The organism is Algoriphagus sp., assembly GCF_029254265.1.
Taxonomy (GTDB): domain Bacteria; phylum Bacteroidota; class Bacteroidia; order Cytophagales; family Cyclobacteriaceae; genus Algoriphagus.
Map to the genome: position 1 here is coordinate 1 of NZ_JAQWXX010000021.1, position 25,847 is coordinate 25,847.

Here is a 25,847-nt window from a genome sequence, read left to right on the forward strand (position 1 = left end):
GCAGTCAAGTTCAGTTTGGAAGCTTTTACTGAACTCTATGACTCCTTGACCTTTAAATATATCCATTTTGAGCGTTTGAAAAGCTATAAATATATGCAATTAAAAGGACACCTCTATAAAAGAATTTACTTAAGGATTTTAAAATTAAACACGAGCTTCTTGGATTGGATTAAGGTTCGCCAGTCGATAAAAAACAAACAGAAAAGGAAGAATAAACCCAAAATAAAACTCAGGAAGGATTGCCAAGAGAAGGCGTTTTCGATAATATAACGCGCATTTGCCATTGCATAAGCCCCTGCTATGATAGCGACAGTGTCGCTCACAAACTTACCAACGAGAAATGCCGGAATAATGTAAATGGGATTCAGTTTGGAGATGCCAGCTCCCAGAAAGAGGGGAGTGGTAGGAAGTGGAAGCAAGGAGTAAGTAAGCACAAGTAGCTGTCCTTGCCACTTATTTTGCTTCATTTTTTCACCTAGAATCTGAATATCATTATTCTTGGATTCTTTGAGGTATTTGCTGGCCAAAACCGGAGCATACAATAGCAAAATATACCTGCCCAAAACAGAGCCGGCTACACCAATTATGATTACCCACCACACATTTAGATTGAATACAATCTGTAAAAAGACCATGATCGTAAACGCTGGAGGGAATGGAAACGGAACTATATAAAAAACTAACGCACCAAGAAATACCAAGAAATACTGCCAAAACATCAAATTAGAGGTTTATATGAAAATTACATTTAAGGCCACCTTTCGGTTTGTTTAGGGAAATTAAGGTAAATGGCAGAATTTCATATATACATATTATTTAACCATCGGCAATACGATTCTACTTAAGTTCTTTCCGCCGTGATGAATGGAATTCGTTGCTATGACTCCCTCGGTTTCATCATAAGTATTTCCCCCAGTATTCATATTTCGATCGAAGCGAGGGAAGTTGGAGCTGCTGACTTCGATTCGGATTTGATGGCCTTTCCCAAAGTAATTGGATGTACTCATAGGTGTCATTTTCACTTCATAGACCATTCCGTCTTCCATCCAGACTTCTTTATCATAACCTTCACGATAGCGAACTCGCTGGATAGTTTCATCTAGATTGTAAGCTTTGCCATCTGGATGTACATCTATCAGTTTGATGGTGATATCAGTATCCTTGGCATCTGAAGATAAATAAAGGTATGATTCAATAAAGCCGGATACTTCTACGCCCTCTTCCAATACATCGGATGTGTACACCAAGATATCATCCCGCATTTCCATTTCACTTTGGTCAAATGATCCACCTGTTACAGCGTTTCCGGTACAGCAGACATTTCCGCCATAAGATTCAACTGGAGTCATTGGGTCGTATTTGAAAGTGTCAGGATTATCTTTTCTAGGCTTTTTAGGAGTCAGTTTTCCGCTTCCCAGTCGGGTATTTGCATTGCCATCGGAGTCCAGATACATGGTAGTCATCACTGCTTCAGCCGGTGGCCAAACATCGGAGCTTTTCCATTCATTTGATCCCATGGTATAATACTGGACTTTTGGCATTTCAGTCACTAATTCTGGAGATTCGCCTTTAAGCCACTTATCAAACCATGCTGTGATCATCTCATCATAGTTTAGTCTGGCATCACCTACACTTAAATCACCCACTTTGGTGTCTTCTGTAGCGCGTGTATAAGAACAATGAAGGACTGGAGCTATTACCAAATACTGATTGTTTCTTGCCATTTCAGAAACGGCATTTTCTCTCACGTGATTATATAATGCAATATTTGGACCTGCCGAAACATCAAACCAAGAAACAAACCAAAAGCTTGGCTTATCAAAGGGTTGCTCATCGTGGAATAACCCTCCATTAAACCATTTCGGGTCATTTGGTTTTCGGGTAATCATTTCTTCATAGATTCCTTTTGGTCCATTGGCAGCCTTGATGATGTCTTGAACAGGGAGATGACTTAATGCTGCTTTCGAATCAATTCTTGGGTACTCAGGCGACATGTCATAAAATCGCTGAAGTCTTAGTAAATCTTCCTGCCCGATTCCTTTTGGTAGCTTAGGAGCCATCGGGTCATGCTGCACGCTATATAACCAGTTAGTGAAAAGCATCTGCCCGGCACCTCCTCGGTACCAGTTTCCTTGCTCCCAGAAGTCGCCGATTTTACCGACTCCTGCTCCATAGCCTTGCGGTACTAATGCTGCCAAAGCAGGATGATCCAGCGAAGCAACGGCCATTTGCCACTCAGCGGTAGAGGAGCAACCTAAAGTTCCAACTTTACCATTGGACCAGTTCTGCTTGGACATCCAGTCAATCGCATCGTAGCCATCAGTCAATGGAACTCCTAGAATATCCCATTCGCCTTCAGAAAAGTATCTTCCTCTTTCGTTTTGAACTACATAAGCGTAGCCTTTTTCAACCCAAGATAGTGCAGTCTGCATGGTTCGGGTGTTCATCTCACCATTCCCCCAAGTGTTAAAATTGTAGGGAGTTCTGCTAAATACAATTGGGTATTTCCCGTCTCCTTTTGGACGGTAAATATCTGTGGCCAAGCGCACTCCATCCCGCATCGGCATCATGACTTTCTGGTCAATGATTGCTACCTCATCTAGTTTTTCAAGAATAGATTTTTCCTGAGCCCAAGCGGAAAAGCAAAATAAACTCAGGAGTAAAAAGACTGAGATTTTCAAATTATTTTTCATAGAGAAGAAATTGGATTTTAGTTTAAGTTAATCATCATGGTCAACTTTATCTATTTTTTTTTAGGAACGGAAAAAGAAGACGTTAAATGGCTTTGGGTAATGTGTGCTAGTATTTTCTGGATTCCTTAGAAAAATATCAAGCTTATTTTGGAATTGAATTCAAGCTCTTTTCAGTTAATCCTTTTGTTTTCCTTTTGAAGTCCTAAATTTGCGACTCCAAAGATTAGCTACACATGAGCGATAGTCCTACCAACACCCTTAGTACTTGGGTGGAAGTTCCCAAGAATTCAGATTTTACCATCTACAACCTGCCGTTTGGAGTTTTTAAAAACAAAAAACTTAGTCCAAGAGTGGGGATTGCTATAGGTGACAAGATCGTTGATTTAAGCGTTTTAGATCAAGAAGGCTTTTTTGGCAATTTATTTTTGACAGAAGGGATTTTTCTAAATGAATTCCTCAATGACTTGATTGCCTTGGGTAAAGTGCAAACCAGAAAAATCCGGGAACGAGTACAGCAATTACTTTTGGCTGATAATGAAGAACTTCGAGATCATTCAATTCGTGGAAAAGTAATGGTCAATAGAAGGGAGGCTGAAATGCTTTTACCTGTCAAAATTGGAGATTATACCGATTTTTACAGTAGTATCGAGCATGCTACCAATGTTGGGAAGATGTTTCGGGATCCGGAGAATGCCTTGTTGCCAAACTGGAAACATCTGCCGGTAGGATATCATGGAAGAGCTTCTTCAATAATCCCTTCAGGTGTACCGATTCATAGACCAAAAGGACAATTTAAAGATCCTGATATTGAGGCTCCTGCATTTGGTCCGAGTAGAAGATTGGATTTTGAGTTAGAGCTGGCATTTATTACAGGTAAACAGACCAAACTTGGAGATTCTATCTCTACCGCCGAAGCAGAGGATTACATTTTTGGATTCGTATTATTCAATGATTGGTCGGCTCGCGATATTCAAGCTTGGGAATATGTGCCATTAGGTCCTTTTTTGGGTAAAAGTTTTGCCTCATCTATTTCACCTTGGGTAGTGACTATTGAAGCTTTGGAACAGTTCCGAACCGAAGGGCCAGTTCAAGAGCCCGAAGTTTTAGACTATCTGAAATGTGAAAAACCAGGAAATTTTGATCTGAAATTGGAGGTCTATATTCAGCCTGAAGGACAGAAACCATCAAAAATTGCAAGTTCAAATTTCAAATATATGTATTGGAATGTCGCTCAACAATTGGCACACCATACTGTGAATGGCTGTAATATTAATGTCGGGGATATGATGGCTTCTGGTACCATTTCCGGAAAAGATGAGAATTCCTACGGTTCTATGCTGGAATTGTCTTGGAAAGGAACCAAACCTGTGAAATTAGATTCAGGAGAGGAGCGAAAGTTTATTGAAGATGGAGATACGGTGATTATGAAAGGCTTTGGTGAAAAGGATGGAATCCGAGTTGGCTTTGGGGAAGTAAGTGCCAAAGTTTTACCTGCTAAATAAATCGAATACAAACGATAAATAGCCTTGGGAAAGAATCTCAAGGCTTTTTTTTTGAAATCCGTTTTTATTATTCTCTATGGAAATTTCCTAAAAAAGTAGTATAAAATCTGAAGTTGATCTACATCAATCATCCTTGCCTTCAGGTATTTGGTTTCCAGAAAAGCAAGTAAAATTAGTTCATCAGGATTATTATGTGTAATCATAAATACCTTTAAATAGAACTTGTTTTTCCAAAAATCCACACTTTTTTTAAAAAAATATCAGGGAAAGTGATTTTTTAACTTTGAATTATTATATTTAAGTAGTTGATTTTCAAAAACATATACTTAGTTAGACTAAGTTGTTTCGGTTCCCTTTCAAGGGATTAGGTTTTTGTCTCCATTTTTTCAGGAGATTTCTGTTTATAGTTTTCTTTTTAATTCAACCCAATAAAACATGGCTAAGCTTAAAAATTTAACCATCACTACACCACTTCTTTTCGCATTTCCTCTTAAAAGTGAGTGGGCAATCAATCCCATTGATCTTAATGCTCCTTTAAATAGCGGAGATTGGGAAAATGCTGGATCATTGAAGTTTACACGAGGTTTTGTTCTCGCAAAGAACGATGCCAGATTTTTGTATCTGGCGCTGGATGTCGTGGACGACACTGGAAACGACCCCAGTACCAACGATTATTTTTGGCTAAGTTTCGATACCAACAGGGATCGTGCGATCACCGCAAATCAGGATATCAATTATGGTTTGTATCCTGGGAAACCCAACAAGCTTGGGATTCAAAAATACCTCGGACCAGGAAAATGGACTGGCTTACTGTCTGACCCTTCGGATTCAGAGGTCGTTCAGGAGTTTGGCCCAAGTCCAAATTCCAGCACCTCACACCGAATCTGGAAGTTTCGGATTGATTTGAAAGAAATTAATGTAGCGCTCTCCTGGCCTTTGAGTACTCCATATACTTATTTTGGATTTCGTGTTAGATCTAGCAGACCTGCATTTACCACTGATTTTCCTGGTAATTTTTATAGGGATTTTACAAAACTAAGACAGCTAATTCTCTCCAGAAAACCAGTGATTTCACCTTCCTTATTGGGTCCATTGATTGGAAGTGTAGGATTTATTCCAACGACCAAAATAGATGCAACAGGAAGAGCCACTACTGATCCAGGATATTTTCTTAAGGTGGACAATGCCGCTTTTGGAGGAACCTTAAATCTTATTGGAAATAGAAATAAACTACAAAACCTCTATAATGCTAATGTCCGGAAATATCGGGTAGAGATAGCTGGTCCAGGCGCGTCGTTTTCAAGGCTGATTTCCAATTGGTCCAACTATCGATGGAATGGGTCCACTTATCTGCTAGAGTCTTTTTCCGCCTCTTCTTTGGGATTTTATGAGCTACCAAATCCAACTTCGGATTATTCGATAGATGACCTTTTGATTCAGTTTCCAACTACTGCTTTACTGCCAGGTTTGTATCAAATCAAGGTTACTTTCTACAAACGAGTAGGATTCATAGATCAGCCACAGGATTCTCAGACAATTCGTCTCTTAATCGATAATCATCTTCCTTCAACGATCATAGAAAGTATTAGACATGGATCCAATGAAGTTTCAGCCTGTGCGATTGAGAATATCGGTGCAGCCCCGGATGGATTGAATTTTCGATTAACGGCAAATGATCCTGAAGGAAATTTGAGGGCAGTTTCATTTTATGCGACTTATGGAGACAATCAAAGTGCAACGATCTTCAATGAGACTTATACCCCTTCAATGGGGAATTGGCAGGGATTTGTCAACCGATCTATTCCTCCTACGGGCAACTGGAGACCTCCTCAATCCTGTGCATATAGTTTTGTCTTAGTAGCTTGGGCTCGTACGACTAATGGATATAACTGGGTCGGTAAAAATCCTACGCATCGAAATTTGACTCTTTTGCTTTAGAAGTTTAATTCTAAAACTTTTGAAAACCACTTCAGATAATCTGAAAGTGGTTTTTTTATTTCTAAGTGATTATTTACCCTCGTCTTTGCCAAAGATCTTGTAAAGTAAATAGCCGATGCCCACTACAAAATGTAGAATAACTATCCCGACTATGATGTAGATAGATGTATTGCTCATAGAAAGTAATTTCGTGGTCTATCAAATTAATTACTAGGACTTTTGTCCCAAAGAGAAATAAAAAAGCCAATCGATAAAACGATTGGCTTTCAGGTATCAAGAATTATTCTTTTGACTTAGTTAAAACCTAATTCTTTCAAGCCAGCGTGACTGATTTTGATTGCTTCCATTGGGTCAAGACCAAATGTCTGATCTTGCTCTACCAAGTAATATTCCATTCCTGACTTGGCTTTTTCTGCCAAAATTCTTCTGAAATCAATCGAGCCAGTTCCAACCGGAGCAAAATTTCCTTCAGCATTCATGTCTTTTACATGCCATGCTTTGAATCTTCCAGGATATTTTTCGAAGTAAGCCAAAGGATCAACTCCAGCTTTGGTTACCCAGAATAAGTCCATTTGAAAGTTCACATTTGCTGGGTTGCAATTTTCTAAAAGGTAATCTACCATAACGGTACCATCTGCCATTGGCTTGAATTCGAAATCATGGTTGTGATACAATAACTTCAATCCAGCTGCAGAACATTTTTCACCAAGGCTGTCCAAGATAGTTGCTAATTCTGCAGCGGTGCCCTTCATGCCCATGCCATCTTTTCCAGAGGTAAACATGCCCATTGGAGGAACTGGAATTACGAAATAACTGATTCCTGCAGCTTTTGCATCTGCAATTAATTGATCTGCATTTTCCATATTGACCATGCCCATATGAGCGCTCTTTGCAGCAAGCCCAATGGATTCTAAGTAAGCTTTGAAATCAGCAGGTGCCATTCCATAAAATTTACCGTCTTCATAATTTGCTGTTTCCACGTAAGCATATCCAGCATCCGCTACGGCCTGAAGGGTGGCTTTGGGATTACTTGACATAGAGTCACGAAGTGTGTAAAGGGCTAGGCCTCCAAAAGAGGAGGATTGAGCTTCTACTGCCTCCATGCTTTCGGTACTTTCTTCCGTGCTGGTTTTAGAGCCGCATGCTGTAAAGCCTATAGCAGCTATAAAAACCAGCGATAGTGTTAAATTGAAATACTTTTTCATAAGGTTTGTTTTAAGAGGATACAAGTTAACCAAATCATAGAAGAATTAGGAACTTACAAAGGAATTGTATGCTTCTCGAATTTAACCTAATCAGCATTTAATCGAACAAATACCCTCCAGTTCGTTTGTTATAATAGATCAAACTATAATATGAAATGCCAAATACTTTAAAAATTCTTGATATACAGACCTTAACTCATGATGTAAAACAATACAAAATGGAGAAGCCAGATGGTTATTCATTTGTTCCTGGTCAAGCAACCGAAGTGGCGATCAATAAAGAAGAATGGAAATCTGAATTGCGACCATTCACATTTACCTCTTTGCCTGAAGATGATTATTTAGAATTTGTGATCAAATCCTATACGGATCATGATGGGGTTACCAATCAGCTGGATCAATTAGTGGAAGGGGATGAGCTTATTGTGAATGATCCTTGGGGAGCTATTCAATACAAAGGCAAAGGTATCTTCATTGCTGGTGGAGCTGGTATCACACCTTTTGTTGCCATTTTAAAATCACTGAAAGAAAAAGGCGAATTAGCGGGAAACCGATTATTCTTTGCCAATAAAACAAAGGATGATGTGATCCTGGAAGGATATTTTAGGGAGATTCTAGGAGAAGATTTTATATCAATTTTAGAAAAGGAGACGGTTTCAGGCCATGAAAATGGAAGAATAGACAAGGATTATCTAGAAAAGCATGTGCAAGATTTTTCACAGCATTTTTACGTTTGTGGACCTGACCCTATGGTAAAAGCTATCAGTGAAATCCTAGAAAAGTTAGGGGCAAATCCAGATGCTATTACTTTTGAAAAGTAGTGCTTGCCTTTAGTTTGTGACTAATTCTTTTCTTTCATAGTAAGTTTGCGAAGTCTGATATTGGCAGTCTTTTAGAATCACATTTCTACCTTATTCCTCTACAAATACAAAATCCAGTTGCTGGACTTTTGGATCTTTTTCAGGAGTAAGTGTAAAGAAAATTGCGACATCTCCATTTTCTCCTTTGAGTCTAAAAGTACCTCGCAGTTGATTTTGAGGAACCAATTCAGTCACAGAAGTTATTTGGCCAGCCTGTGATAAAGCTTTTGATATTCCTTGAATTCTATGTTCTCTGCTTTCATCCAAGAAGAAGTTTTCGGCAAATATTTCGGCCATTAAAGCATTCTCCCCTTTTTGGAAAGTTTCGACAATCTGATCTTTCCTTTTTTCTAAAATGGATGAAACAGGCAGTTCTCTTGGTTTTAATTCCAATTTATCAAAGATCAATTTTTCGATTTCCTTCAGTTGCCAAGGGGTCGTATAGGTCAGGTTACAAAACGCCATGATTCCAATTCCATACTCTGGATAAAATACATAATTGCTCCCGAATCCTGGAAGCGCTCCTCCATGTGCTACCCATTTCAAACCATCACAGTTTTGGGAGATACCTAAACCGTAGCCATAACCAGCCACAACTGGGCATGGGGTTCCAAGGTAATTGGTTGCGTTGGTATTGAGTCTAGGGAATTGCGGGCTGTGCATTTCTCTCAATGAACTTCTCTTTAATGGTCCTGCTTCCTCATCATTTCTTGGAGGCCAAGCGGAAAGATGAAAGCTTACATACTTGCTGAAATCCTCTATGGAAGTAATTAAACCACCCATTGACCCAAAGGAACCATCATGAAGCATGGGTTCTAATTTCCACTCTTCGTCTTCCCATCGGTAACCAATTGCTAATTGTTCGGAGGGCACTTCATCTACTTCCCAATAGGTATGAGTCATGCCCAAAGGATTGAGAATTTCTTCCTTGATATATTTCTGATAGGATTTTCCTGAAACTTGAGAAACAATATATCCCAGCATAGCATAACCTGTGTTGCTGTATTCAAAGGTATAGGAAGGGACATTGGAAGAAGTTAAGCCTTCGCTGATCAAGTCCAATAGCATTTGATTGGTTTCGTCAAGTTGCCGATCTCCCCATGGATTATCTTCCGGGAAACCAGCGGTCATGGTCAGTAAATTTTCAATGTTAATTATAGGGGAATCTTTGGTCAAATACCTATGGTTTTCCATTTCTGGAATGTACTTGGATACAGGATCATTGAGGGAAAGCTTTCCTTCATCTCTAAGCTTGAGAATTGCCATCGCGGTGAAGCTTTTCGTCATCGAGGCAATTCGGAATTCTGAAGAGGTGGTAACAGGACTTTGTTTATTAATATCCAAAACTCCAACAGCAGATGAGATCACTAATTCACCATCTACAACAATACCATAAGCTATTCCCGGGATATTATTTGCTTTCGAATAAGACGCAATCAATTCCTGAAGGTCGCTTGAAATCGTTTTTATTTTTTCTGCGCGCTGGTCATTTTTGAAAACTGGAGCTTTGTAATCCGAAGAAAAAATTTGTACTGGTGTAAGCTCTGACTTTATTTCTTTTTCAGAAGTAGAACAAGAGAAAAGAAGTATGCTTAGACAAAGAGTAGAAATAAATGTGTGACCGATTTTCATATTCATTTTTTTGACTGACATTTTAAGGTAAGTATATATCAGTTAATTCTAAGCAAAGAAGTGATTTGAGAACATCTTTTGACTTGACCAAATCAACTATAATTATTCTTGCTTAAGACCCTTTTTACCAAATTCCCAATCGTTAATCCTTGGGCGATGATAGAGAAAACCAAGATTACATAGGTGACAGTCAGGAAAAGTTCGCGCTCCATTTGGGGTTCGAGTGAAAGTGCTAATGCAATAGATATTCGCTTTGATTTTGGCTCAAGTTATGTTTTGGGCATTTGTGAAATTAAAATTAGTCAGTATTCTGTAAATCTCTCATAACCAGAATCTTGTTAGTATAACTAACAATAATTTTTTTTCTAAAAATATTTGCTTCTTTCTTTCTTTCTTTCTTTAGTTAAACTTTGGAAGTACAGTAACTAACGGAGTGATTTTAATCTATTTTCAACCTTTAACTAGTAAACATTATGAATGGAAAAAGTAAAATCGGATTTGCAGCGAAAGTGATGCTAGCTGCTGGATTTGGAGTTCTTCTAGGAGTTTCTCCTTTGACATCGTTCGGCGATGGAGTTCCTGAAACAGGAATGATGGATGTGAATTATTGCCACCATAATGTGGGTGGGGATAATGGTTTAACAAATTTTTGTCAGGTAGACCATTGCGCAATTTTAACAGGACAGGGTAGTTCTGTTGGACCATGTGGTACCTCTCCTGGAATGGGAGGATGAATTTGATTTATGCCGGCTACTACAACAGTAAGCCGGCTTACTATAATATATGATTTTTATGAATTCAAATAAATATAATATCTGTTTTGTTCTGGTGTTCTTTTTCAATTTCAATCTTATCGAATCTAATGCTCAAATCTTGGTAAAGGTGAGTAAGAGTGATTTTCCGAAAAAGGTGACCCTAGAGGGCCAAGAAATACTTACCCAAGATTACAACCATCATCATAAAATTTTTGTGGTTGATACTCTTTTAGTGACGATGGTAAACAGCGGAAAAAATCATTACCATGTTTACCATAAAAATAAACTCACCTATCTAGGGCCTATTGGAGTCCGTGGTGAAGGGCCAAATGAATGGGAAATCCCACAAACCACCGTGGGTCAGTTTGAGAAAACGGACGAGGGAATCAAGCTCTGGTATTTCGATTTTTTGCGTGGCAATTATTCCTTAATGAACTTGACTAAAACCCTTAAATCTGGGTCAGCCTATCCCATTGTTGACAGAAGGTTGAGAATCGACATGAAAATATTCCCTTATTTTCAGCTATTCATGGGGGGGAACAATAAAATTTATGCAAATGGCTGGATCTATGAGCAAAATCGCGTCAGAATAAAATCGTATGATTTGGAAAGGAAAGTGATTTCCAAATCAGGTTTATTCCCCGTCATTAAGAACAATTCCCGTTTACCTGCGGAAACCATGAATAGCCTTTACGGAGGATCTTTCGACAAACACCCATCGCAGGATAAGTTTGTACAAGCCATGTTTATGTTTAATCGGATAGATATTTTTGATGAAAACTTGAAAGTGATTAAAACTATAGTGGATGGAGAGAATTGGAAAGATAATTTTTATGATGGTTTGGAAATAGATCCCACAAAAGATTTTTTTGAAGAAAGGATAGATGGGTATAATGGATTGACTTTAAGTGAGAATCTCATCTTCGCATTAGAAATGAAAAGGAATGTTAACTCAGAAATAAATAAAGAAAATGAAAGCTTTATTCGGGTATATGATTGGGAGGGAAGACCTAAAGCTTATCTGACTGTGAAGCATGACCTTAGTTCTATTGATATTGATGAGAAGGAGGGGAAGTTATATGCTACAGACTATACTCATGAGTTGGTGTTACGATTTGATATTTCACAATTGATAAAGGATTGGTTAAAATGAAAAAATCGATTATTCTAATCTTCATCGTCGTTTTTTCAACGATCATTTCCATTTTTATTAAGCGAGCTTTGGAGGAAAATTATGTTCCGGAAATTTCTTTCGAAATCAAGAAGTATGACTTCGACACTTTAACAACTCAGGAAGAGGCAGATGTTTATTTTGTGTATGGGAACTTGGGCAAGAAAGATTTGAAAGTTTATGACATAAAAACATCTTGTGGATGTACGATTCCGGCTTGGAATGATGGTTTTTTGAAACCTTATGAAAAGGATAGTTTTAAAGTCACCTACAATATTGAAAACAAAGGCTATTTTATGAAGGAAATTATGGTGTATTCAACAAGTATCACAAGTCCAGATAGGTTAGAAGTGATGGGTTATGTTCCTTTTGAATAAATCTGCATTCCGATAAAAATCAAGCTGGATTTAATTTACCTTTTCCTTGCTCAGCACCCGTTTCACCAAAGAACCAATGGTCAATCCCTGTGCGATGATGGAGAAAACCACGATCACATAAGTGACGGTAAGGAAAAGCTCGCGCTCCATTTGTGGTTCTAAAGAGAGTGCTAGGGCAATGGAAATCCCGCCTCGGATTCCGCCCCAAGTCATAATCAAATTTGTTTTTGGAATAAAATCCAACTTTTTCTCAAAGAGTTTGACCGGTCCGGCAAGGGCAATGTATCTGGCAAATAGGGCAATAGGAATAGCAATCAATCCGAAAATCAGGTAATCTCCATTCATCGAAATGACCAATAATTCAAGTCCGATCAAGACAAAAAGTATGGCATTCAAGAGAACATCCAATAGTTCCCAAAATTTGTCTACGTACACATGCGTAGTTTCTGACCATGCGATTTTTGGGGCTTTGTTTCCAAGGAAAATACCTGCAACCACCACTGCAAGCGGCCCAGATACATGGAGGTAATGTGCCAAAGCTGAAATCCCCATCACTAGAGCTAGGGTAATGATGACTTCGGTTTCGTAGTGGTCGATCACCTTCATCAATCGAAAAGCTCCCCAACCAGCAACCAATCCAAGGACAATTCCTCCAATAACTTCCTCGATAAATAAGAGGCCCACATCCCCAAAACTCATGGAGTCTATGCCTTGCTGAGCGATTTTAAATAGTACAATAAAAACAACTACTCCGACTCCATCATTGAAAAGCGACTCGCCCACGATTTTGGTTTCCAGTTTCTTTGGAGCGTTGGCATCTTTCAAAATTCCCAAAACAGCGATTGGATCAGTAGGGGAGATCAGTGCTCCAAAAAGCAAACAGTAGATGTAATCAATCGGATAGTTAAAAGCCAAGAAAAGATAATACATCATGCTACCGATCAGAAAAGTAGACAGTACGACTCCTATGGTAGCAAATAAAGCAATTGGTCCCTTTTGCTTTTTTAATGCATCTAATTTGGTATGAAGAGCCCCTGCAAAGAGTAAAAAGCTTAGCATGACGTCTAAGAGTGCTGTCTCGAAGTCTACTGATTGAATCAATAATTTGGCTTCATCTAAGATGTAATGATTGAAACTACCTAGAATTGTAATTCCCACTGTAAATACAATCGCAATTATCATCAGCCCGATGGTAAAGGGAAGCTTAAGGAATTTGGTGTTGATAAAAGCAAAACCTGCTGATAGAATGATCAGGATTGAGATGATGTTAAAAATGCTCATAGAATGGATTTGAGGTTTTGGGCAAAATACAACCGATTTAATAAAAGTTGGGAGAATTGATAATCAAAAAATCAGGGTAAGATTTTTTCGTAGTTAAAAAGCTGAGTCTGGAAATGTAGTCTAAACCCTCAAATTTTCTTAATATTCCAAGACGTATGTACAACCTCAATCAAAAAACATTTCTTTGCCTTGCTATTTTACTCGGAATTATTGGCGAAGCTAAAGCACAGTATTTGGTCCAGACAGGCTTAAAAGACTCCGTTTATTCCGAAGTCCTGAAAGAGTCCAGAGAATTTTATGTGCAGTTTCCAGAGGGATTTGATCCCGAGAGTGACAAAAAATATCCGGTATCCTACATTTTGGATGGGGAAAATTTGTTGCCGGCACTTAGCGTCACTCAGAAGTTTTACTCTGGAGGTTTCATCCCAGATATGATCCTTATCGGAATTTCAAATCACAAAAATAGAAGTCGGGATTTGACTCCAACTCTTGTAGAACCCAGTTGGGAACCAAATGGGGGAGGAGCATCATTCCTAAAATTTATTGGGGAAGAGTTAATCCCATTTATAGAAGATAAGTATCCCGTTACGAATTATAGAACACTCATCGGGCATTCTTACGGTGGGTTATTTGCGATTAATACGCTACTAAACCAACCTTCACTTTTTGAAAATTATCTGGCCATTGATCCGAGTTTGGATTGGGATGATCAGCTGATGCTAAAGCAGGCGAAAGAAGTTTTTTCTAAAGAAAGCCTAGAAGGAAAATCATTATATGTTTCGCTCAGTGGTCAATTGCATATGCAAAAGCCTGAGATGACTTTGGAGAATGTCATGCAGGATGATTCAGAATTCACACTTTTTGCTCGAAGTAATATTGCCTTTTCCGATTTCATCAGAGCTAATTCAGAAACTGGGTTGGACTTTGATTGGGAATTTTTCTCAAAAGATCTTCACGGTACAGTTCCGCTTCCTTCCCTTCGAAATGGTTTGATTTCATTATTCGAATGGTTTCAAATGGAACGAGTCGAATTGTTCAACATACCTGAAACAACCACTGAAGAGCTGCTGGAATTGATGAATTATAGAGCTGAAAAGTTGGAGGCTCATTTTGGATACCCCGAGCCACCTTTCCCTGAAGATTTGATAACTATGTCAGGCTACATGAGTATGGATCGAGGTCAAATGGAAAAAGCGAAAATGTTCTTTGAGCAGGGAATCCAATATTTTCCACAAAGTGCCAATATGTACGATTCCATGGCAGATTATTACGAGTTAAAGGATGATCCAAAAACCGCCTTGGAATTTGTGAAAAAAGCCTTTGCGATCAGCGGAAGTGATTATCATAAAAACAGAATTGAAGAGTTGACTTTGATGATCAAGTAATTTTCCAAAGGCCATCTCTCAGCTTTGGGTTTGCCCAACCTACCAGAATTCACATTAGGTGAAATTCCTAGGTTGGGATTTTTGTGAAAGCAATTTTTGGAGCTTTGGATTCAAATTCTCCGAAGTTGAAAATCTGTATATTTAAAATTGAATTTCAATCCAAATACTCCCAATTCAATGAAAAAGCACTATTCTCTGGCCGCACTTTTATTCGTGTTGGGAAGTTTTCAAGCCTTCTCTCAAAACCTAGTGATCAAAGGAGGGTGGGTGTTTGATACTTCCAGTAAAAGTTTCCAGAAGAATTCTGGGATTTATATAGAAGATGGACTTTTTGGAGAAGAGAAAGGGGCAAGCGATAGGGAAGTGCTTAATCTTAGCGATGAAGATTATGTGCTTCCGGGCTTAATCGATTTGCATGCCCATTATCGGGTAAGTTATGAAGGCAAAGCTTTTGATGATACGGTCGCTATGCCAAAAATTTTTCTTGCCAATGGGATTACCAGTACTTTTCCGGCTGGAGAGATAGAACCGGAAAAGATGTGGGATTTGCAGCAAAAAATCGATGCTGGTAATCTTACAGGGCCAAGAATCCTTCATTCAGGACCTTATTATGGTTCTGCGGCACCAGATTGGAATCCGGAATTTTCCGAGCAGGATATTCGTGATCGGGTAGATTATTGGGCTGAAAGAGGAGCTTATGGTTTCAAAGCTAAAGGGATAACAAAAGCGCATCTTGCAATTCTAATCGACCAAGCGCATAAGCATAACCTTACTGTAACCGGTCATTTGGATTCCGGATTCAAAAACTCGGTCAATCCTCAGGATGCGATCAAAATGGGGATTGATCGAGTAGAACATTTTTTGGGAGGAGACTTGTTAGTGGCTACTACCAGTGCCTATAACAGTCTAAAGGACCTAGATCCAGCAGATCTCAGATTGGAAGAAATCATACAATTGTATATCAAAAACGGAGTTTATTTTGATGCTACTCTTGGAACTTATGGCGCTATCGGTTTGATAGATTCACCGATTTTTGAGGACTGGGCAGAAGAAAATCAATACTTCACATCATTTACCAAAAATGTAATTAAGAATGTAAAACCATCAGCCTTCAATGAGCTTTGTGCATTGATCTATCCAGTGAAACAAGGTGTTCTTAAGCGCTATTATGACGCCGGTGGATTGATTACCGTGGGAACTGACCGCCCACTTTTATTGGATAATTATTTGGGTGGAGGGATTGGTGGTTTCTTTATTCATAGAGAAATGGCTGCTATGGTGGAAGTCGGAATTCCTGCTGCCGAAGTTCTATATTTTGCTACTCAACAAAATGCTGAAGCATTTGGGATTGCAGATCGGGCAGGAAGTATTTCGCCTGGAAAATGGGGAGATGTAATGATTATCAAAGGAAATCCATTGGAAGATATCAATCGAACCCGGTCAGTTCATACCGTAGTCAAAGGTGGAGAAATTTACTCTTCAGCTGAATTAAAGAAAGCCGCAAAAGGGAAATTGGGGCCGGAGAATTAATAGGTATTCGCTGGATCAATTCCAATTTCCCTAATATTTAGATTTTGGCTTCTAATATTCTATTTTATGATTATCCGATATCCGATTTGTTACCAATAGCTTGATTTAACGGCCTAAAAGTCCGATTGATTTCAGTTTTGGCAAACTGCGGTCTTCGGTCATCCGTCTTCCAGCCTAAAAAACAAATGGAATTTACCAACTGGTGTAATTTCAGATATACATATTCTATTTGATAGGTTTGATGACCTTCCCGCCTTTCATTACAAATTCAACCCTCGCTAACTCCGTAATATCTTCAAGAGGATTTTCTTTTGTGGCTATAATATCTGCCAGCTTACCAACCTTGATGCTCCCAATTTCATCCTCCTTCATAAGAAGCTCTGCATTTACTTTGGTACCTGCAATTATTGCTTGAAGAGGTGTCATTCCTAATTGAACAAGCAATCTGAATTCATTGGCAGCGAAATTCGGAGGGAACCCAACATTGTCAGAACCTACCCCGACTTTAACACCTCTTTTAATCGCTTTCGAATACATCTTCCAGGATTCTTGTCTGTGTTTTACTGTTAAATCATACATTTTGGACTGAGCTTCACTGTCCTTCCAATTTTCCAGTCCATATTCTCCGACACTGATAGTGGGAATCAAATAGGTACCATATTCCAAAAAGAGATCAATACTTTCGTCATCCATAAAAGTGCCGTGCTCTATAGATCTTGCCCCAAATTTGATGGCTTTATTGATTCCTTCTGTTGCATGGGCATGAGCCATTACTGGCACGCCTCTCCTTTTGGCTTCTTCCATTGCTGTTATTATTTCCTCATCACTAAACTGGACGTTTTGAGGATTGTCTCCTTCAGACATAAAAGCTCCCGTCACCAAAAGCTTGATCCAGTCACTTCCATATTTGATCTCTTCCCGAATAGCCTTAAGGATTTCATCTTTGCCATCAACCACGAGCCCATCCGCTATTACAGATTGGTCAGGTGATAAAAAATTAATGTCGCCACCACCTCCAGTTACGGAAAGGTAATGTCCTGCTCCATAGATTCTCGGCCCATCAAATAAACCGGAATTTATGGCATCTCTGATTTCAAAATGGGCATATTGAGTGTCTGCGTCACCTGCTACCCTAATAGAAGTCCAGCCTTCATTAAGCCAATTTTGAACTGTTTTTAGTCCTCTTAGCGCATTAAAAGCCGAGGATCCTTTTATATGATTTACTTGGTAGTCATCCCCATAGATTAAAGGGTGAACATGTGCGTCTATAAGGCCAGGAAGCACGGTATATTCAGATAAGTCTATTATTTCGTACTCCGATTTTATAATATCCCTATTTCCAATTTCAACAATCCTATCGCCTTCAATTACAATGACTTTATTATTGTAAACCTGATCATCTTCTGCGGTTATAAGTTTGCCACAAATGATTGCTGTTTTTACCTGAGCATTTAAGCCAAGAGAAAACATGATCGTTAGAACTGATAATATAATTCGATATTTCATCATAAATTTTTTTCGTGAAAAAGAGCCGTTATGACTGGGGAAGAATCATTGCGCTATTATTTACTTGGGTAACTTTTATTCCTCCTCAGGAACAGCCATGGTATGATTTCCTACCAATAGGCATTTCCCACCAATTTCCACATAGGTTCGCATAAAGTGATAATTAGTTGGGTCAACTGGTCTGTCGATATAAGTAAATCCTGTCACGATTGCTGTATTACCTGTTATCGCTACTTTTACATCACTTTGAGTTCTGGAATAATTATTACTGTCGCCGTTGGCTTTTTGTCTTTTTCTACTTTCAACAACTGTTTCTTTAGAATCAACCGAAGAATAGTGATTATGAACCCAAATAAATTTCTCTGCTAATAGTGATTCCATGAATTCAGGGTCTGGATTTAAGTTTGCCTCTTCCCATTTGGCATCTAACGCCTTGATATTTTCCTCCGTCATGCAGGATTGCTGGGCTTTAGCTGAAAAAGACATGATGATGAAAATTGAGATCAGACAGCTGAGTGATTTCATTTGTGGATAGGTTTTGGGTTAAGAGAATCAATTTAAGGAATTTTCTGGCTATCGATTTTCTGTAAAGCTTGATGTGCCATCAAAAAGAGTCTAACTTTTCGGGGGTACATCATAATGCTATTTGCTCTTTTCCTAATAAGTTTCAACATGAAATGGGCAAAACAGGGAATTAAAAAAAGCGCAATCCAAATTGGACTGCACTTCATGGGAATAAATAGGTCAATAGGTAATGCTTTTATTATTGGAATAGCAAAGGAGTAAACTGAGTGAGGTACACTCTCCAGTTTCTCCAAATATGTCCACCTTCACTTTCTACATAGTCATAGGGCATTTCCATGCCGTCCAGTTTTGCTCGGTATTCTTTATTAGCCTCGTAAAGGAAATCCGTTTTGCCGATGGCTATCCAGTAGAGTTTGTATCCGTTGTCTTTTTGAGCTTTTAGAGTTTTGTCAAAATCACTGTAAACCTTTCCCGTAGCATCTTCCCGTGCCATAATTGCCGCTGAAAACAAGCCTACATAGTCAAAGGTGTTCGGGTAATATCTAGAAATGTGCAGGGAATGGTATCCGCCCATAGAAAGTCCGGCGATAGCACGGTTTGCCTTATCGGCTTTCACCTGATAGTTGCTTTCTACAAATTTGATGATGTCTTTGAAAGCACCTTCATAAGTGCCATCCATCGTCTTTGGGATCATAAACTGTGGTTTGTAGAATCCTAGACTTCCTTCCCCGGGAGCTCCATCTTGAATCACATTACCATTTGGCATCACCACAATCATTGGCTTTACTTTTCCTTCAGCAATTAGATTATCCATGATTTGAGCTGTACGGCCTAGGGCAATCCAAGCTTCCTCGTCTCCGCCTGCACCATGTAAAAGATAAAGTACCGGGTATTTGTCAGTGGAATCTTCATATCCTGGTGGAGTATAGATGGTAATTCTTCTGTCCATCCCCAATCCCGGAGATTCATACCAGCGACGGGCTACTGTTCCGTGAGGAATATCCTGAGTACGATAAAGATCTGCCTGCCCATTACCTACAATAAATATATTAGTGACAGAAGCCACATCTCGAATCAGAAAAGGATTGCTTGGATCTGTGGTGGTAAATCCATCAATGGAAAATGAATAGCCATACAGTTCAGACTTTAGGGGTTGGCTTTTAAATGACCAAACACCATTTTCATCCTTGGTTAGGTCCGCACTTCCAGGTCCATCCATTTGTCCCATCGGGGTTTCCATTTTGACGCTTGGCAAAAAGTCTCCTGAGACTTTTACTGATTGTGCTTTTGGAGCAAAAAGTCTGAAAGTGACAGATCCATCTTCATGGACTTCAGGAGAAACTATGTTTTGGGCTCGAAAGAGCGCCTCTTGAGCTTGGGAGGAAAACACCAAAGCAAAAAGGAATAATAGGTTGAGAAGCAAATGTTTGTTCATGGTTAAGGGTCTATTGTGTCAAAGTGGAAAAATAGAGAAAAGCGAATGAAAATCCTAGTGTTTATCTATTATTCAGGATTCCGCTAAAAAGAAAAGGTTCGAGCCAAATGACTCGAACCTTTCAAATAATTACCTATTTAGATTATTATTTTTAAGTATTCACTTTCTGGGAATTTGAAAGTCTATGAACTTAGAATTATCAAATCGATGATTCTATTTTAGTTGCTTGTCTTTTTTCAGCCCTTTATTGATTTTTGGTACTGTATTTTTAATGACTTGGTCTCTTTCAACTTTGAGCTTGTCTTTCATCGACAGGTAATAATTGTACTGTTCCTTCTGATCATGTGACCAAGGACCGATATAGTCACCGATTTCAGAATAGAGTGTTCTAATTCTGCTGAATAGCTCGTTGTATTTCTCATTGATTCCTTTTAATGGAGCTGCGGCACTCTTATCGTATGAAACCTTGTCTTTTTCCAATTGATCCAGTTGTTTCGCTAACTTTTCGATGCTAGCCCGATCTTTAGAAACTTCCGAGGATAAGGAGAGGACTTCCATTTGAGAAGCTGTCCACTCTTTTCTTACATCTAGCGAAACATCGAGTCTTGGATCATCGCTTACCTTGAATTTCTGCTCATAGGTTTCTCCATTCACCTCCAATTTAGCCGTGTAAAGACCTGGTAAAACATAAGGACCGTTCATTCTAGATCTGCCGGTTCCAGCTTGCTCATTTTGATATCTTAATTCCCACATCACTCGGTGAAGTCCAGCCTTTTCACTTGCTTTCACTTCATCAACCAGCGTGCCTTGTGCATCAAAAATCCGTAATTTGATTGCATCATTTGCCACTGAGTCTTTGAGGTAATAATCAATTGCTGCACCGAATGCAGGATTTTCACCACGATAGTACATGTCTCCAGTGTGCGCACCATCATTCATATAGTTGATAATTTCAGCATCGGAGATTGAGAATAAAGCAGCTTGCTGTTTCAAAATCGCAGGACTCATTTCCTGCAGGGCGTTTACATGATCTAAAATCCAAACTCCACGACCATGTGTTCCCAATATCAAATCATTATCTCTTGGATGGATTACCAAATCATTGAAAGGAAGAGTCGGCATGTTGCTTTTTAATTCTACCCAATGATCCCCTCTATCATTGCTAATAAAAAGACCGAATTCTGTACCTAAGTATAGCAAGTTAGGGTTTTTAGGATCTTCTCTTAACGTTCTTGCAACGCGATTGGCAGGTAAATCACCTTCAACGGATTTCCAGGTCTTACCATAATCTTCTGTGCGATAGATGTAATTATTGAAATCATCGTTTCGATAATTATTGATGGCCACATAAGCCGTTCCAGCAGTATGCGATGAAGGTTCAAAGGTATTGATCCAGGTTTCTTTTGGAAGTCCGACTAAAGCGCTGCTGACATCATTCCAGGTTTGTCCATCGTCCCAAGACACTTGTAGCAAGCCATCATCTGTTCCAGCGTATAGCATTCCAGGTGTGTGAAGATCTTCAGCAACTGCTGTCAAAGTTGGGTAGTAAGGAATCCCGTCATCCAATGAGGCGGTATTTTCGTCTGGCCTTTGTCCCATGATCAAAAGCTCCCGTCGATTTACTTTAGTGGTTAGATCGCCCAAGGAAACCCATGTAGCTCCATTATCTGTACTTTTCCAAAGCACATTTGTGCCTGCGTAGATGGTATTTGCATCATGATGGGATAAAAAGAAAGGACCATCCCAGTTACCTGGAGCCATGGCATTTCCCAATTCCGGTTCTGGAATTCCTGGTCCCCAGGCATCCCAATTTCTTCTAGCGCTAATTCTGCCTTTTGGATCGCCAGGACGAATGTCTTGTCGCTGCCCCGTTTTCATATTAAGTCTGGAAAGTCCCAAATATTGAGATTCTGTATAGACAACATCTGGATCATTTCGGTCGACCAGATTAAGAAAGCCATCACCTCCTCCAAGCCTTCTCCAATCTTCGTTCAAAATACCATCGGAGCGATAGGTTTCACTTGGTCCTACCCAACTTCCATTGTCCTGCAAGCCGCCATATACATTATAAGGTTTAGCATTATCTACCGATATGCGGTAATACTGGCTTACCGGTAAGTTGCTTACAAAGAGCCATTTGATCCCTCTGTCATAAGAAATACCTATTCCTCCATCATCTCCTTTGATCACGTGACGGGAATCTTTCGGATTGACCCAAAGAATCCGATCATCTCCATGAAGCGATTGCCTAGGAGCGGTGAAAGTTCTTCCGCTATCGCTGGAATAACTATACTGATTCATCATGTAGATTCTGGATTCATCACTTGGATCCACCAAAGGCTGGGATGCATACATTGGTCTTGGATTCCAATCACTCATCAATTCCCAGCTTTCCCCTTTGTCTTTGCTACGATAGAGTCCAGCTCTTCGCTCGTTATATGCGGTAGAGGCATTGTATTGGTAGCCTTGTTCCAAAGAAATAAATACCACCTCAGGATTGTTGCGATAAATAGAGATTCCGATACGGCCATAATCTCCTTCAGGTAATCCGTTTTTTAATTCTTCCCAAGTCTTTCCTCCATCTGTGGATTTATGAAGTCCACTACCCGGGCCTCCGCCATGAAAACCGTATGGCTTTCTTCTTCTTTGGTAGGTAGCTGCGTACAAAATATTGGGATCAGTAGGATCCATCGCGACATCCGAAACCCCCGTGTTCTCATCTACATAGATCAGTCGATCCCAAGTTTTTCCACCATCCTTTGTGTGATACAACCCTCTTTCTTCATTAGGTCCCCACAAATGACCCATCGCCGCTACATAGGCAACAAGACTATCCGTTGGGTGAAGCACAATTCTGCCAATATGATGAGAGTCTTTTAAACCTAAATTTTGCCAAGTCTTCCCGCCATCATGCGATTTGTAGACACCATCACCCCAAGAGTTACTTTGTCTGTTTGCTCTTTCGCCGGTTCCCACCCATAGAATATTGGGATGGTTTTGATTTACGGCAATGGCACCGACAGAGTGGGTATTTTCCTTTTCAAAAACGGGTTCAAAAGAGACCCCATTATTGGTGGTTTTCCAAATACCACCTGTTGCCGTAGCAGCATAAAAAGTATAAGGGTCTGATTCAACGACAGCAAGATCAACAATACGTCCACTCATAGTGGCGGGACCAATGTTCCTTAGCGGTAATCCGTTTAATAATTCGCTGGTCAATTCCTGACCATGGACAAAAGTGTATAAACTCAGGCAAAGCAAGAGTAAAAGTGATTTGATTTTTATCATGCTCGATTTTATAATTGGTGATTTTGTTACAAAGTGGAATTTAAGCAGATGAATGGAGTCATCCAATACTTTTTGAGGAGCGGTTGGTAGTAAAGGTTCTTTTAGATTGCTTTTGAAAAAGTTGATTTACTTTAAAATCCAAAGTTTTGGGATTGCTTGATCAAGAAGTATCTTTGCCCCTCAATCAAAAACGAATCAATCGTGGCAAATAAAACTGTAAAAGTGGGCTTGGTCCAGTTAAGCTGTTCTGCTGATGTGGCAGGCAATCTTGAAAAAACCATTGAGGGCGTTCGCAAGGTAGCTGCCCAAGGCGCTCAAGTGGTTGTCCTTCAGGAGCTGTTCCGTTCCCTTTATTTTTGTGATGTTGAAGATTATGAAAACTTCAAGTTGGCTGAAGCCATCCCGGGGCCCTCGACAGATACTTTTGGAGCTTTGGCAAAGGAACTCGGAGTAGTGATCGTCGCTTCGCTTTTTGAGAAAAGAGCTGAAGGCCTTTACCATAATACCACGGCAGTTTTAGATGCGGATGGAAGCTATCTCGGTAAATACCGAAAAATGCATATTCCGGACGATCCCGGATATTTTGAGAAGTTTTACTTCACACCTGGTGATCTGGGCTACAAAGTATTCCCAACCAAATTCGGAAAAATCGGAGTCTTGATCTGTTGGGATCAGTGGTATCCGGAAGCTGCAAGAATTACTGCATTAAAAGGAGCTGACTTTTTGGTTTACCCAACAGCCATCGGCTGGGCTTTACATCAAGATGAGCAAACCAATGATGATCAATACAATGCTTGGCAGACCATTCAGCGTTCACACTCGGTAGCAAATGGAATTCCGGTAGTATCTGTCAACCGAACAGGAGTGGAGGGGCCAATGCAGTTCTGGGGAGGAAGTTTTGTCTCTAATGCCTTTGGTAGAGTGACTTACAAAGCGCCTCATTTGGAAGAGGAAGTACACGTTGAAGAATTGGATCTGACAGGTTCGGATCGGTACCGTACGCACTGGCCATTCCTTCGTGACAGAAGAATTGATTCTTATGCACCGATTACCAAGCGCTACCTAGACGAGGACTAAGGATATGCCTACTATTTTTGAACTCGCAAAAACCGGTGCTGCGACTCCGGCTGAATTAGGATATTATTTTCCCGCGGAATTTGCTCCGCAAGAATCTATGTGGCTAAGTTGGCCCCATAAGGAAGAATCTTGGCCGGGTAAAATCGATACTATTTATGCGCCATATTCTCTTTTTATAAAGGAGGTTTCAAAAGGCCAAAAGGTAAATATCAATGTCGCCGATGCCGCGATGAAGAATTTTGCGCTGGGGCATTTGGAAAAAGCAGGAGTAAATTTAGATCAGATTCGATTTCATTTTTTTCCAACCAATGATGCTTGGTGCCGAGATCACGGGCCTGCTTTTCTGATCAATCCGAAAGCCGAACAAAAGAAGGTTTTGGTGAAATGGGAATACAATGCTTGGGGTGAAAAATATCCTCCGCATGATTTGGACAATCAGATTCCGATTAAAATAGCAGCTGAACTTGGGATTCCTTGCTTTCGACCGGGAATCGTCATGGAAGGTGGATCAGTGGAATTCAATGGAAAAGGAACGCTTTTGACTTCTGAAGCTTGCCTTTTGAATGAAAACAGAAACCCACATCTGAATCAGGCCCAGATTGAAAAATTCCTATGTGATTATTATGGAGTCAATCACATTCTTTGGGTAGGGGATGGCATCGTCGGAGATGATACCGATGGGCATATTGATGATATTACGCGATTTGTGAATTCGGATACCGTGGTGACTGTGGTGGAGGAAAATAAGTCCGATGAAAACCACCACTTGCTTCATGAGAATCTCGATCGCTTAAAGCAAATGCGCTTAGAAGATGGCAAGCAATTGAATATCGTCGAACTCCCGATGCCAAGTCCTGTAATCTATGAAGATCAGCGACTTCCGGCATCTTATGCCAATTTCTACATTGCAAATGAATCATTGATAGTCCCTACTTTCCGGGATAAAAACGACCAAAAGGCTTTGGATATTCTTACGAATTGCTTCCCAAACAGAAGAGTTGTAGGTATCGATAGCACGGATATCATTTGGGGATTGGGAAGCTTTCATTGTTTAAGTCAGCAGGAACCGGCGATTCAGTAGGCAGGTTGCAGTTTTCAGTGTGCAGTAAGCAGTTTCTCAAAGAGCAATATTACATTGGGCAGTAGACAAGAAGGAAAAGATCAGATTGATTTTGAACCGAATTTCTCTGGGTTTGCCATCATATAACCTATCAATTTTCCAATTTCGATTGAATCGCGGTCCCATTCAGTTTTAATACTTTCTGAAATGTAACCACAAGAAAAAGAAAATTCAATCCAGACTTGAGTTTCAGTGTTTTCCATATCTGCGTCAGAAAGCTTTGAAATGAAATGAGCAGGATATTTTCTTTTTCGATAACCCTCACCAATATTTGCACAGGTTGACCTACTTGATCTTCTTATTTGATCAATCAATGAATACTTTTCTTCTGTAGGAAACGATTTGCTAGCTTCATAGATTTTCATTGCAAGCTGAAATCCCTTTTTAAAGGCTAATAGGTCTTTGAACTCCATATAATTCAGAATAGGTTTTGAAATTGATTAAAAAAAATGGTTCTACCCTTAAGTTAGTGGGGATATAAGTTTAATCCTCCGTGGAAAAAGAGGATTGCACTTCTAAAGTTGGTAAAAGTTCTATAGCCTTTACCTACAGTTTTGAGCTCTTGGA

General features: G+C 39.6%; 20 protein-coding genes. 10 read left to right on the forward strand and 10 right to left on the reverse strand.

The window, feature by feature from the left end; all coding sequences use genetic code 11:
* Positions 1-125: 125 nt before the first annotated feature.
* Together P8O16_RS02005 and P8O16_RS02010 are read right to left on the reverse strand one after the other, a co-directional pair.
* Positions 126-719 carry a hypothetical protein gene (locus P8O16_RS02005; protein WP_300310335.1) on the reverse strand — a complete coding sequence of 198 codons (594 nt, stop codon included), beginning with the start codon at positions 717-719 and terminating at the stop codon, positions 126-128.
* A 93-nt stretch (positions 720-812) separates the two neighbouring features.
* A complete protein-coding gene (locus P8O16_RS02010; protein WP_300310337.1) occupies positions 813-2,693 on the reverse strand; it encodes a CocE/NonD family hydrolase in 1,881 nt (626 codons plus the stop codon).
* 233 nt (positions 2,694-2,926) lie between these two features.
* On the opposite strand from P8O16_RS02010, the gene fahA reads away from it, so the two are divergent.
* Positions 2,927-4,195 carry a fumarylacetoacetase gene (gene fahA / locus P8O16_RS02015; protein WP_300310339.1) on the forward strand — a complete coding sequence of 423 codons (1,269 nt, stop codon included), beginning with the start codon at positions 2,927-2,929 and terminating at the stop codon, positions 4,193-4,195.
* A gap of 435 nt (positions 4,196-4,630) precedes the next feature.
* On the forward strand, positions 4,631-6,133 hold the full coding sequence (locus P8O16_RS02020) for a hypothetical protein (RefSeq protein ID WP_300310341.1): 1,503 nt from the start codon (positions 4,631-4,633) through the stop codon (positions 6,131-6,133).
* Between the two features lie 293 nt (positions 6,134-6,426).
* On the opposite strand, the gene P8O16_RS02025 is transcribed toward P8O16_RS02020, so the two are convergent.
* Positions 6,427-7,338, reverse strand: coding sequence for a sugar phosphate isomerase/epimerase (locus P8O16_RS02025; RefSeq protein WP_300310343.1), 912 nt, complete (start codon positions 7,336-7,338; stop codon positions 6,427-6,429).
* A 155-nt stretch (positions 7,339-7,493) separates the two neighbouring features.
* On the opposite strand from P8O16_RS02025, the gene P8O16_RS02030 reads away from it, so the two are divergent.
* Positions 7,494-8,159: an FAD-binding oxidoreductase gene (locus P8O16_RS02030; protein ID WP_300310345.1), complete on the forward strand. Its 666-nt coding sequence runs from the start codon at positions 7,494-7,496 to the stop codon at positions 8,157-8,159.
* A 90-nt stretch (positions 8,160-8,249) separates the two neighbouring features.
* On the opposite strand, the gene P8O16_RS02035 is transcribed toward P8O16_RS02030, so the two are convergent.
* A complete protein-coding gene (locus P8O16_RS02035; RefSeq protein ID WP_300310347.1) occupies positions 8,250-9,830 on the reverse strand; it encodes a serine hydrolase in 1,581 nt (526 codons plus the stop codon).
* Between the two features lie 473 nt (positions 9,831-10,303).
* Between P8O16_RS02035 and P8O16_RS02040 the strand changes: the two genes are divergently transcribed.
* Genes P8O16_RS02040 through P8O16_RS02050 form a run of 3 tightly spaced genes read left to right on the forward strand, consistent with a single transcriptional unit; the run spans position 10,304 to position 12,133 of the window.
* Positions 10,304-10,564: a hypothetical protein gene (locus P8O16_RS02040; RefSeq protein ID WP_300310349.1), complete on the forward strand. Its 261-nt coding sequence runs from the start codon at positions 10,304-10,306 to the stop codon at positions 10,562-10,564.
* 58 nt (positions 10,565-10,622) lie between these two features.
* The gene (locus P8O16_RS02045) at positions 10,623-11,738 is read left to right on the forward strand and encodes a BF3164 family lipoprotein (RefSeq protein ID WP_300310351.1); all 1,116 of its coding nucleotides are present in this window, start codon (positions 10,623-10,625) and stop codon (positions 11,736-11,738) included.
* Positions 11,735-12,133 carry a DUF1573 domain-containing protein gene (locus P8O16_RS02050; protein ID WP_300310353.1) on the forward strand — a complete coding sequence of 133 codons (399 nt, stop codon included), beginning with the start codon at positions 11,735-11,737 and terminating at the stop codon, positions 12,131-12,133. The genes P8O16_RS02045 and P8O16_RS02050 overlap by 4 nt, the downstream gene beginning before the upstream one ends.
* A gap of 30 nt (positions 12,134-12,163) precedes the next feature.
* Here P8O16_RS02050 and P8O16_RS02055 read toward each other — a convergent pair whose 3' ends face one another.
* Entirely contained in the window at positions 12,164-13,414 is a 1,251-nt protein-coding gene (locus P8O16_RS02055) for a sodium:proton antiporter (RefSeq protein WP_300310355.1), read from the reverse strand.
* Positions 13,415-13,569: 155 nt separating this feature from the next.
* On the opposite strand from P8O16_RS02055, the gene P8O16_RS02060 reads away from it, so the two are divergent.
* Positions 13,570-14,799 carry an alpha/beta hydrolase-fold protein gene (locus P8O16_RS02060; RefSeq protein WP_300310357.1) on the forward strand — a complete coding sequence of 410 codons (1,230 nt, stop codon included), beginning with the start codon at positions 13,570-13,572 and terminating at the stop codon, positions 14,797-14,799.
* A gap of 177 nt (positions 14,800-14,976) precedes the next feature.
* Positions 14,977-16,329, forward strand: a complete 1,353-nt coding sequence (locus P8O16_RS02065) for an amidohydrolase family protein (protein ID WP_300310359.1) — start codon at positions 14,977-14,979, stop codon at positions 16,327-16,329.
* Positions 16,330-16,554: 225 nt separating this feature from the next.
* Here P8O16_RS02065 and P8O16_RS02070 read toward each other — a convergent pair whose 3' ends face one another.
* The 4 genes from P8O16_RS02070 to P8O16_RS02085 form a co-directional block, all read right to left on the reverse strand.
* Positions 16,555-17,838 (reverse strand): amidohydrolase family protein, encoded by a 1,284-nt coding sequence (locus P8O16_RS02070; RefSeq protein WP_300310361.1) that lies wholly within the window; start codon positions 17,836-17,838, stop codon positions 16,555-16,557.
* Between the two features lie 72 nt (positions 17,839-17,910).
* Positions 17,911-18,360, reverse strand: a complete 450-nt coding sequence (locus P8O16_RS02075) for a nuclear transport factor 2 family protein (protein WP_300310363.1) — start codon at positions 18,358-18,360, stop codon at positions 17,911-17,913.
* Positions 18,361-18,598: 238 nt separating this feature from the next.
* Complete coding sequence (locus P8O16_RS02080; RefSeq protein ID WP_300310365.1) at positions 18,599-19,795, reverse strand: esterase; 1,197 nt, start codon at positions 19,793-19,795, stop codon at positions 18,599-18,601.
* 213 nt (positions 19,796-20,008) lie between these two features.
* Complete coding sequence (locus P8O16_RS02085) at positions 20,009-23,083, reverse strand: glycosyl hydrolase (protein WP_300310367.1); 3,075 nt, start codon at positions 23,081-23,083, stop codon at positions 20,009-20,011.
* Positions 23,084-23,284: 201 nt separating this feature from the next.
* Here P8O16_RS02085 and P8O16_RS02090 point away from each other — a divergent pair, with 201 nt between their 5' ends.
* On the forward strand, positions 23,285-24,160 hold the full coding sequence (locus P8O16_RS02090; protein ID WP_300310369.1) for a carbon-nitrogen hydrolase: 876 nt from the start codon (positions 23,285-23,287) through the stop codon (positions 24,158-24,160).
* Between the two features lie 4 nt (positions 24,161-24,164).
* Positions 24,165-25,241, forward strand: coding sequence for an agmatine/peptidylarginine deiminase (locus tag P8O16_RS02095; RefSeq protein WP_300310371.1), 1,077 nt, complete (start codon positions 24,165-24,167; stop codon positions 25,239-25,241).
* An 80-nt stretch (positions 25,242-25,321) separates the two neighbouring features.
* Here P8O16_RS02095 and P8O16_RS02100 read toward each other — a convergent pair whose 3' ends face one another.
* Complete coding sequence (locus tag P8O16_RS02100) at positions 25,322-25,693, reverse strand: four helix bundle protein (protein WP_300310373.1); 372 nt, start codon at positions 25,691-25,693, stop codon at positions 25,322-25,324.
* Positions 25,694-25,847: the final 154 nt, after the last annotated feature.

Excerpts from the sequence above, each read along its gene's own strand:
- P8O16_RS02100 (WP_300310373.1), bottom strand. The coding sequence starts at position 25,693 with ATGGAGTTCAAAGACCTATTAGCCTTTAAAAAGGGATTTCAGCTTGCA.
- P8O16_RS02030 (WP_300310345.1), top strand. The coding sequence starts at position 7,494 with ATGCCAAATACTTTAAAAATTCTTGATATACAGACCTTAACTCATGAT.
- P8O16_RS02035 (WP_300310347.1), bottom strand. The coding sequence starts at position 9,830 with ATGAAAATCGGTCACACATTTATTTCTACTCTTTGTCTAAGCATACTT.
- P8O16_RS02085 (WP_300310367.1), bottom strand. The coding sequence starts at position 23,083 with ATGATAAAAATCAAATCACTTTTACTCTTGCTTTGCCTGAGTTTATAC.
- fahA (WP_300310339.1), top strand. The coding sequence starts at position 2,927 with ATGAGCGATAGTCCTACCAACACCCTTAGTACTTGGGTGGAAGTTCCC.
- P8O16_RS02080 (WP_300310365.1), bottom strand. The coding sequence starts at position 19,795 with ATGAACAAACATTTGCTTCTCAACCTATTATTCCTTTTTGCTTTGGTG.
- P8O16_RS02010 (WP_300310337.1), bottom strand. The coding sequence starts at position 2,693 with ATGAAAAATAATTTGAAAATCTCAGTCTTTTTACTCCTGAGTTTATTT.
- P8O16_RS02070 (WP_300310361.1), bottom strand. The coding sequence starts at position 17,838 with ATGATGAAATATCGAATTATATTATCAGTTCTAACGATCATGTTTTCT.
- P8O16_RS02045 (WP_300310351.1), top strand. The coding sequence starts at position 10,623 with ATGAATTCAAATAAATATAATATCTGTTTTGTTCTGGTGTTCTTTTTC.
- P8O16_RS02075 (WP_300310363.1), bottom strand. The coding sequence starts at position 18,360 with ATGAAATCACTCAGCTGTCTGATCTCAATTTTCATCATCATGTCTTTT.
- P8O16_RS02020 (WP_300310341.1), top strand. The coding sequence starts at position 4,631 with ATGGCTAAGCTTAAAAATTTAACCATCACTACACCACTTCTTTTCGCA.
- P8O16_RS02095 (WP_300310371.1), top strand. The coding sequence starts at position 24,165 with ATGCCTACTATTTTTGAACTCGCAAAAACCGGTGCTGCGACTCCGGCT.
- P8O16_RS02055 (WP_300310355.1), bottom strand. The coding sequence starts at position 13,414 with ATGAGCATTTTTAACATCATCTCAATCCTGATCATTCTATCAGCAGGT.
- P8O16_RS02065 (WP_300310359.1), top strand. The coding sequence starts at position 14,977 with ATGAAAAAGCACTATTCTCTGGCCGCACTTTTATTCGTGTTGGGAAGT.
- P8O16_RS02025 (WP_300310343.1), bottom strand. The coding sequence starts at position 7,338 with ATGAAAAAGTATTTCAATTTAACACTATCGCTGGTTTTTATAGCTGCT.
- P8O16_RS02040 (WP_300310349.1), top strand. The coding sequence starts at position 10,304 with ATGAATGGAAAAAGTAAAATCGGATTTGCAGCGAAAGTGATGCTAGCT.
- P8O16_RS02005 (WP_300310335.1), bottom strand. The coding sequence starts at position 719 with ATGTTTTGGCAGTATTTCTTGGTATTTCTTGGTGCGTTAGTTTTTTAT.
- P8O16_RS02050 (WP_300310353.1), top strand. The coding sequence starts at position 11,735 with ATGAAAAAATCGATTATTCTAATCTTCATCGTCGTTTTTTCAACGATC.
- P8O16_RS02060 (WP_300310357.1), top strand. The coding sequence starts at position 13,570 with ATGTACAACCTCAATCAAAAAACATTTCTTTGCCTTGCTATTTTACTC.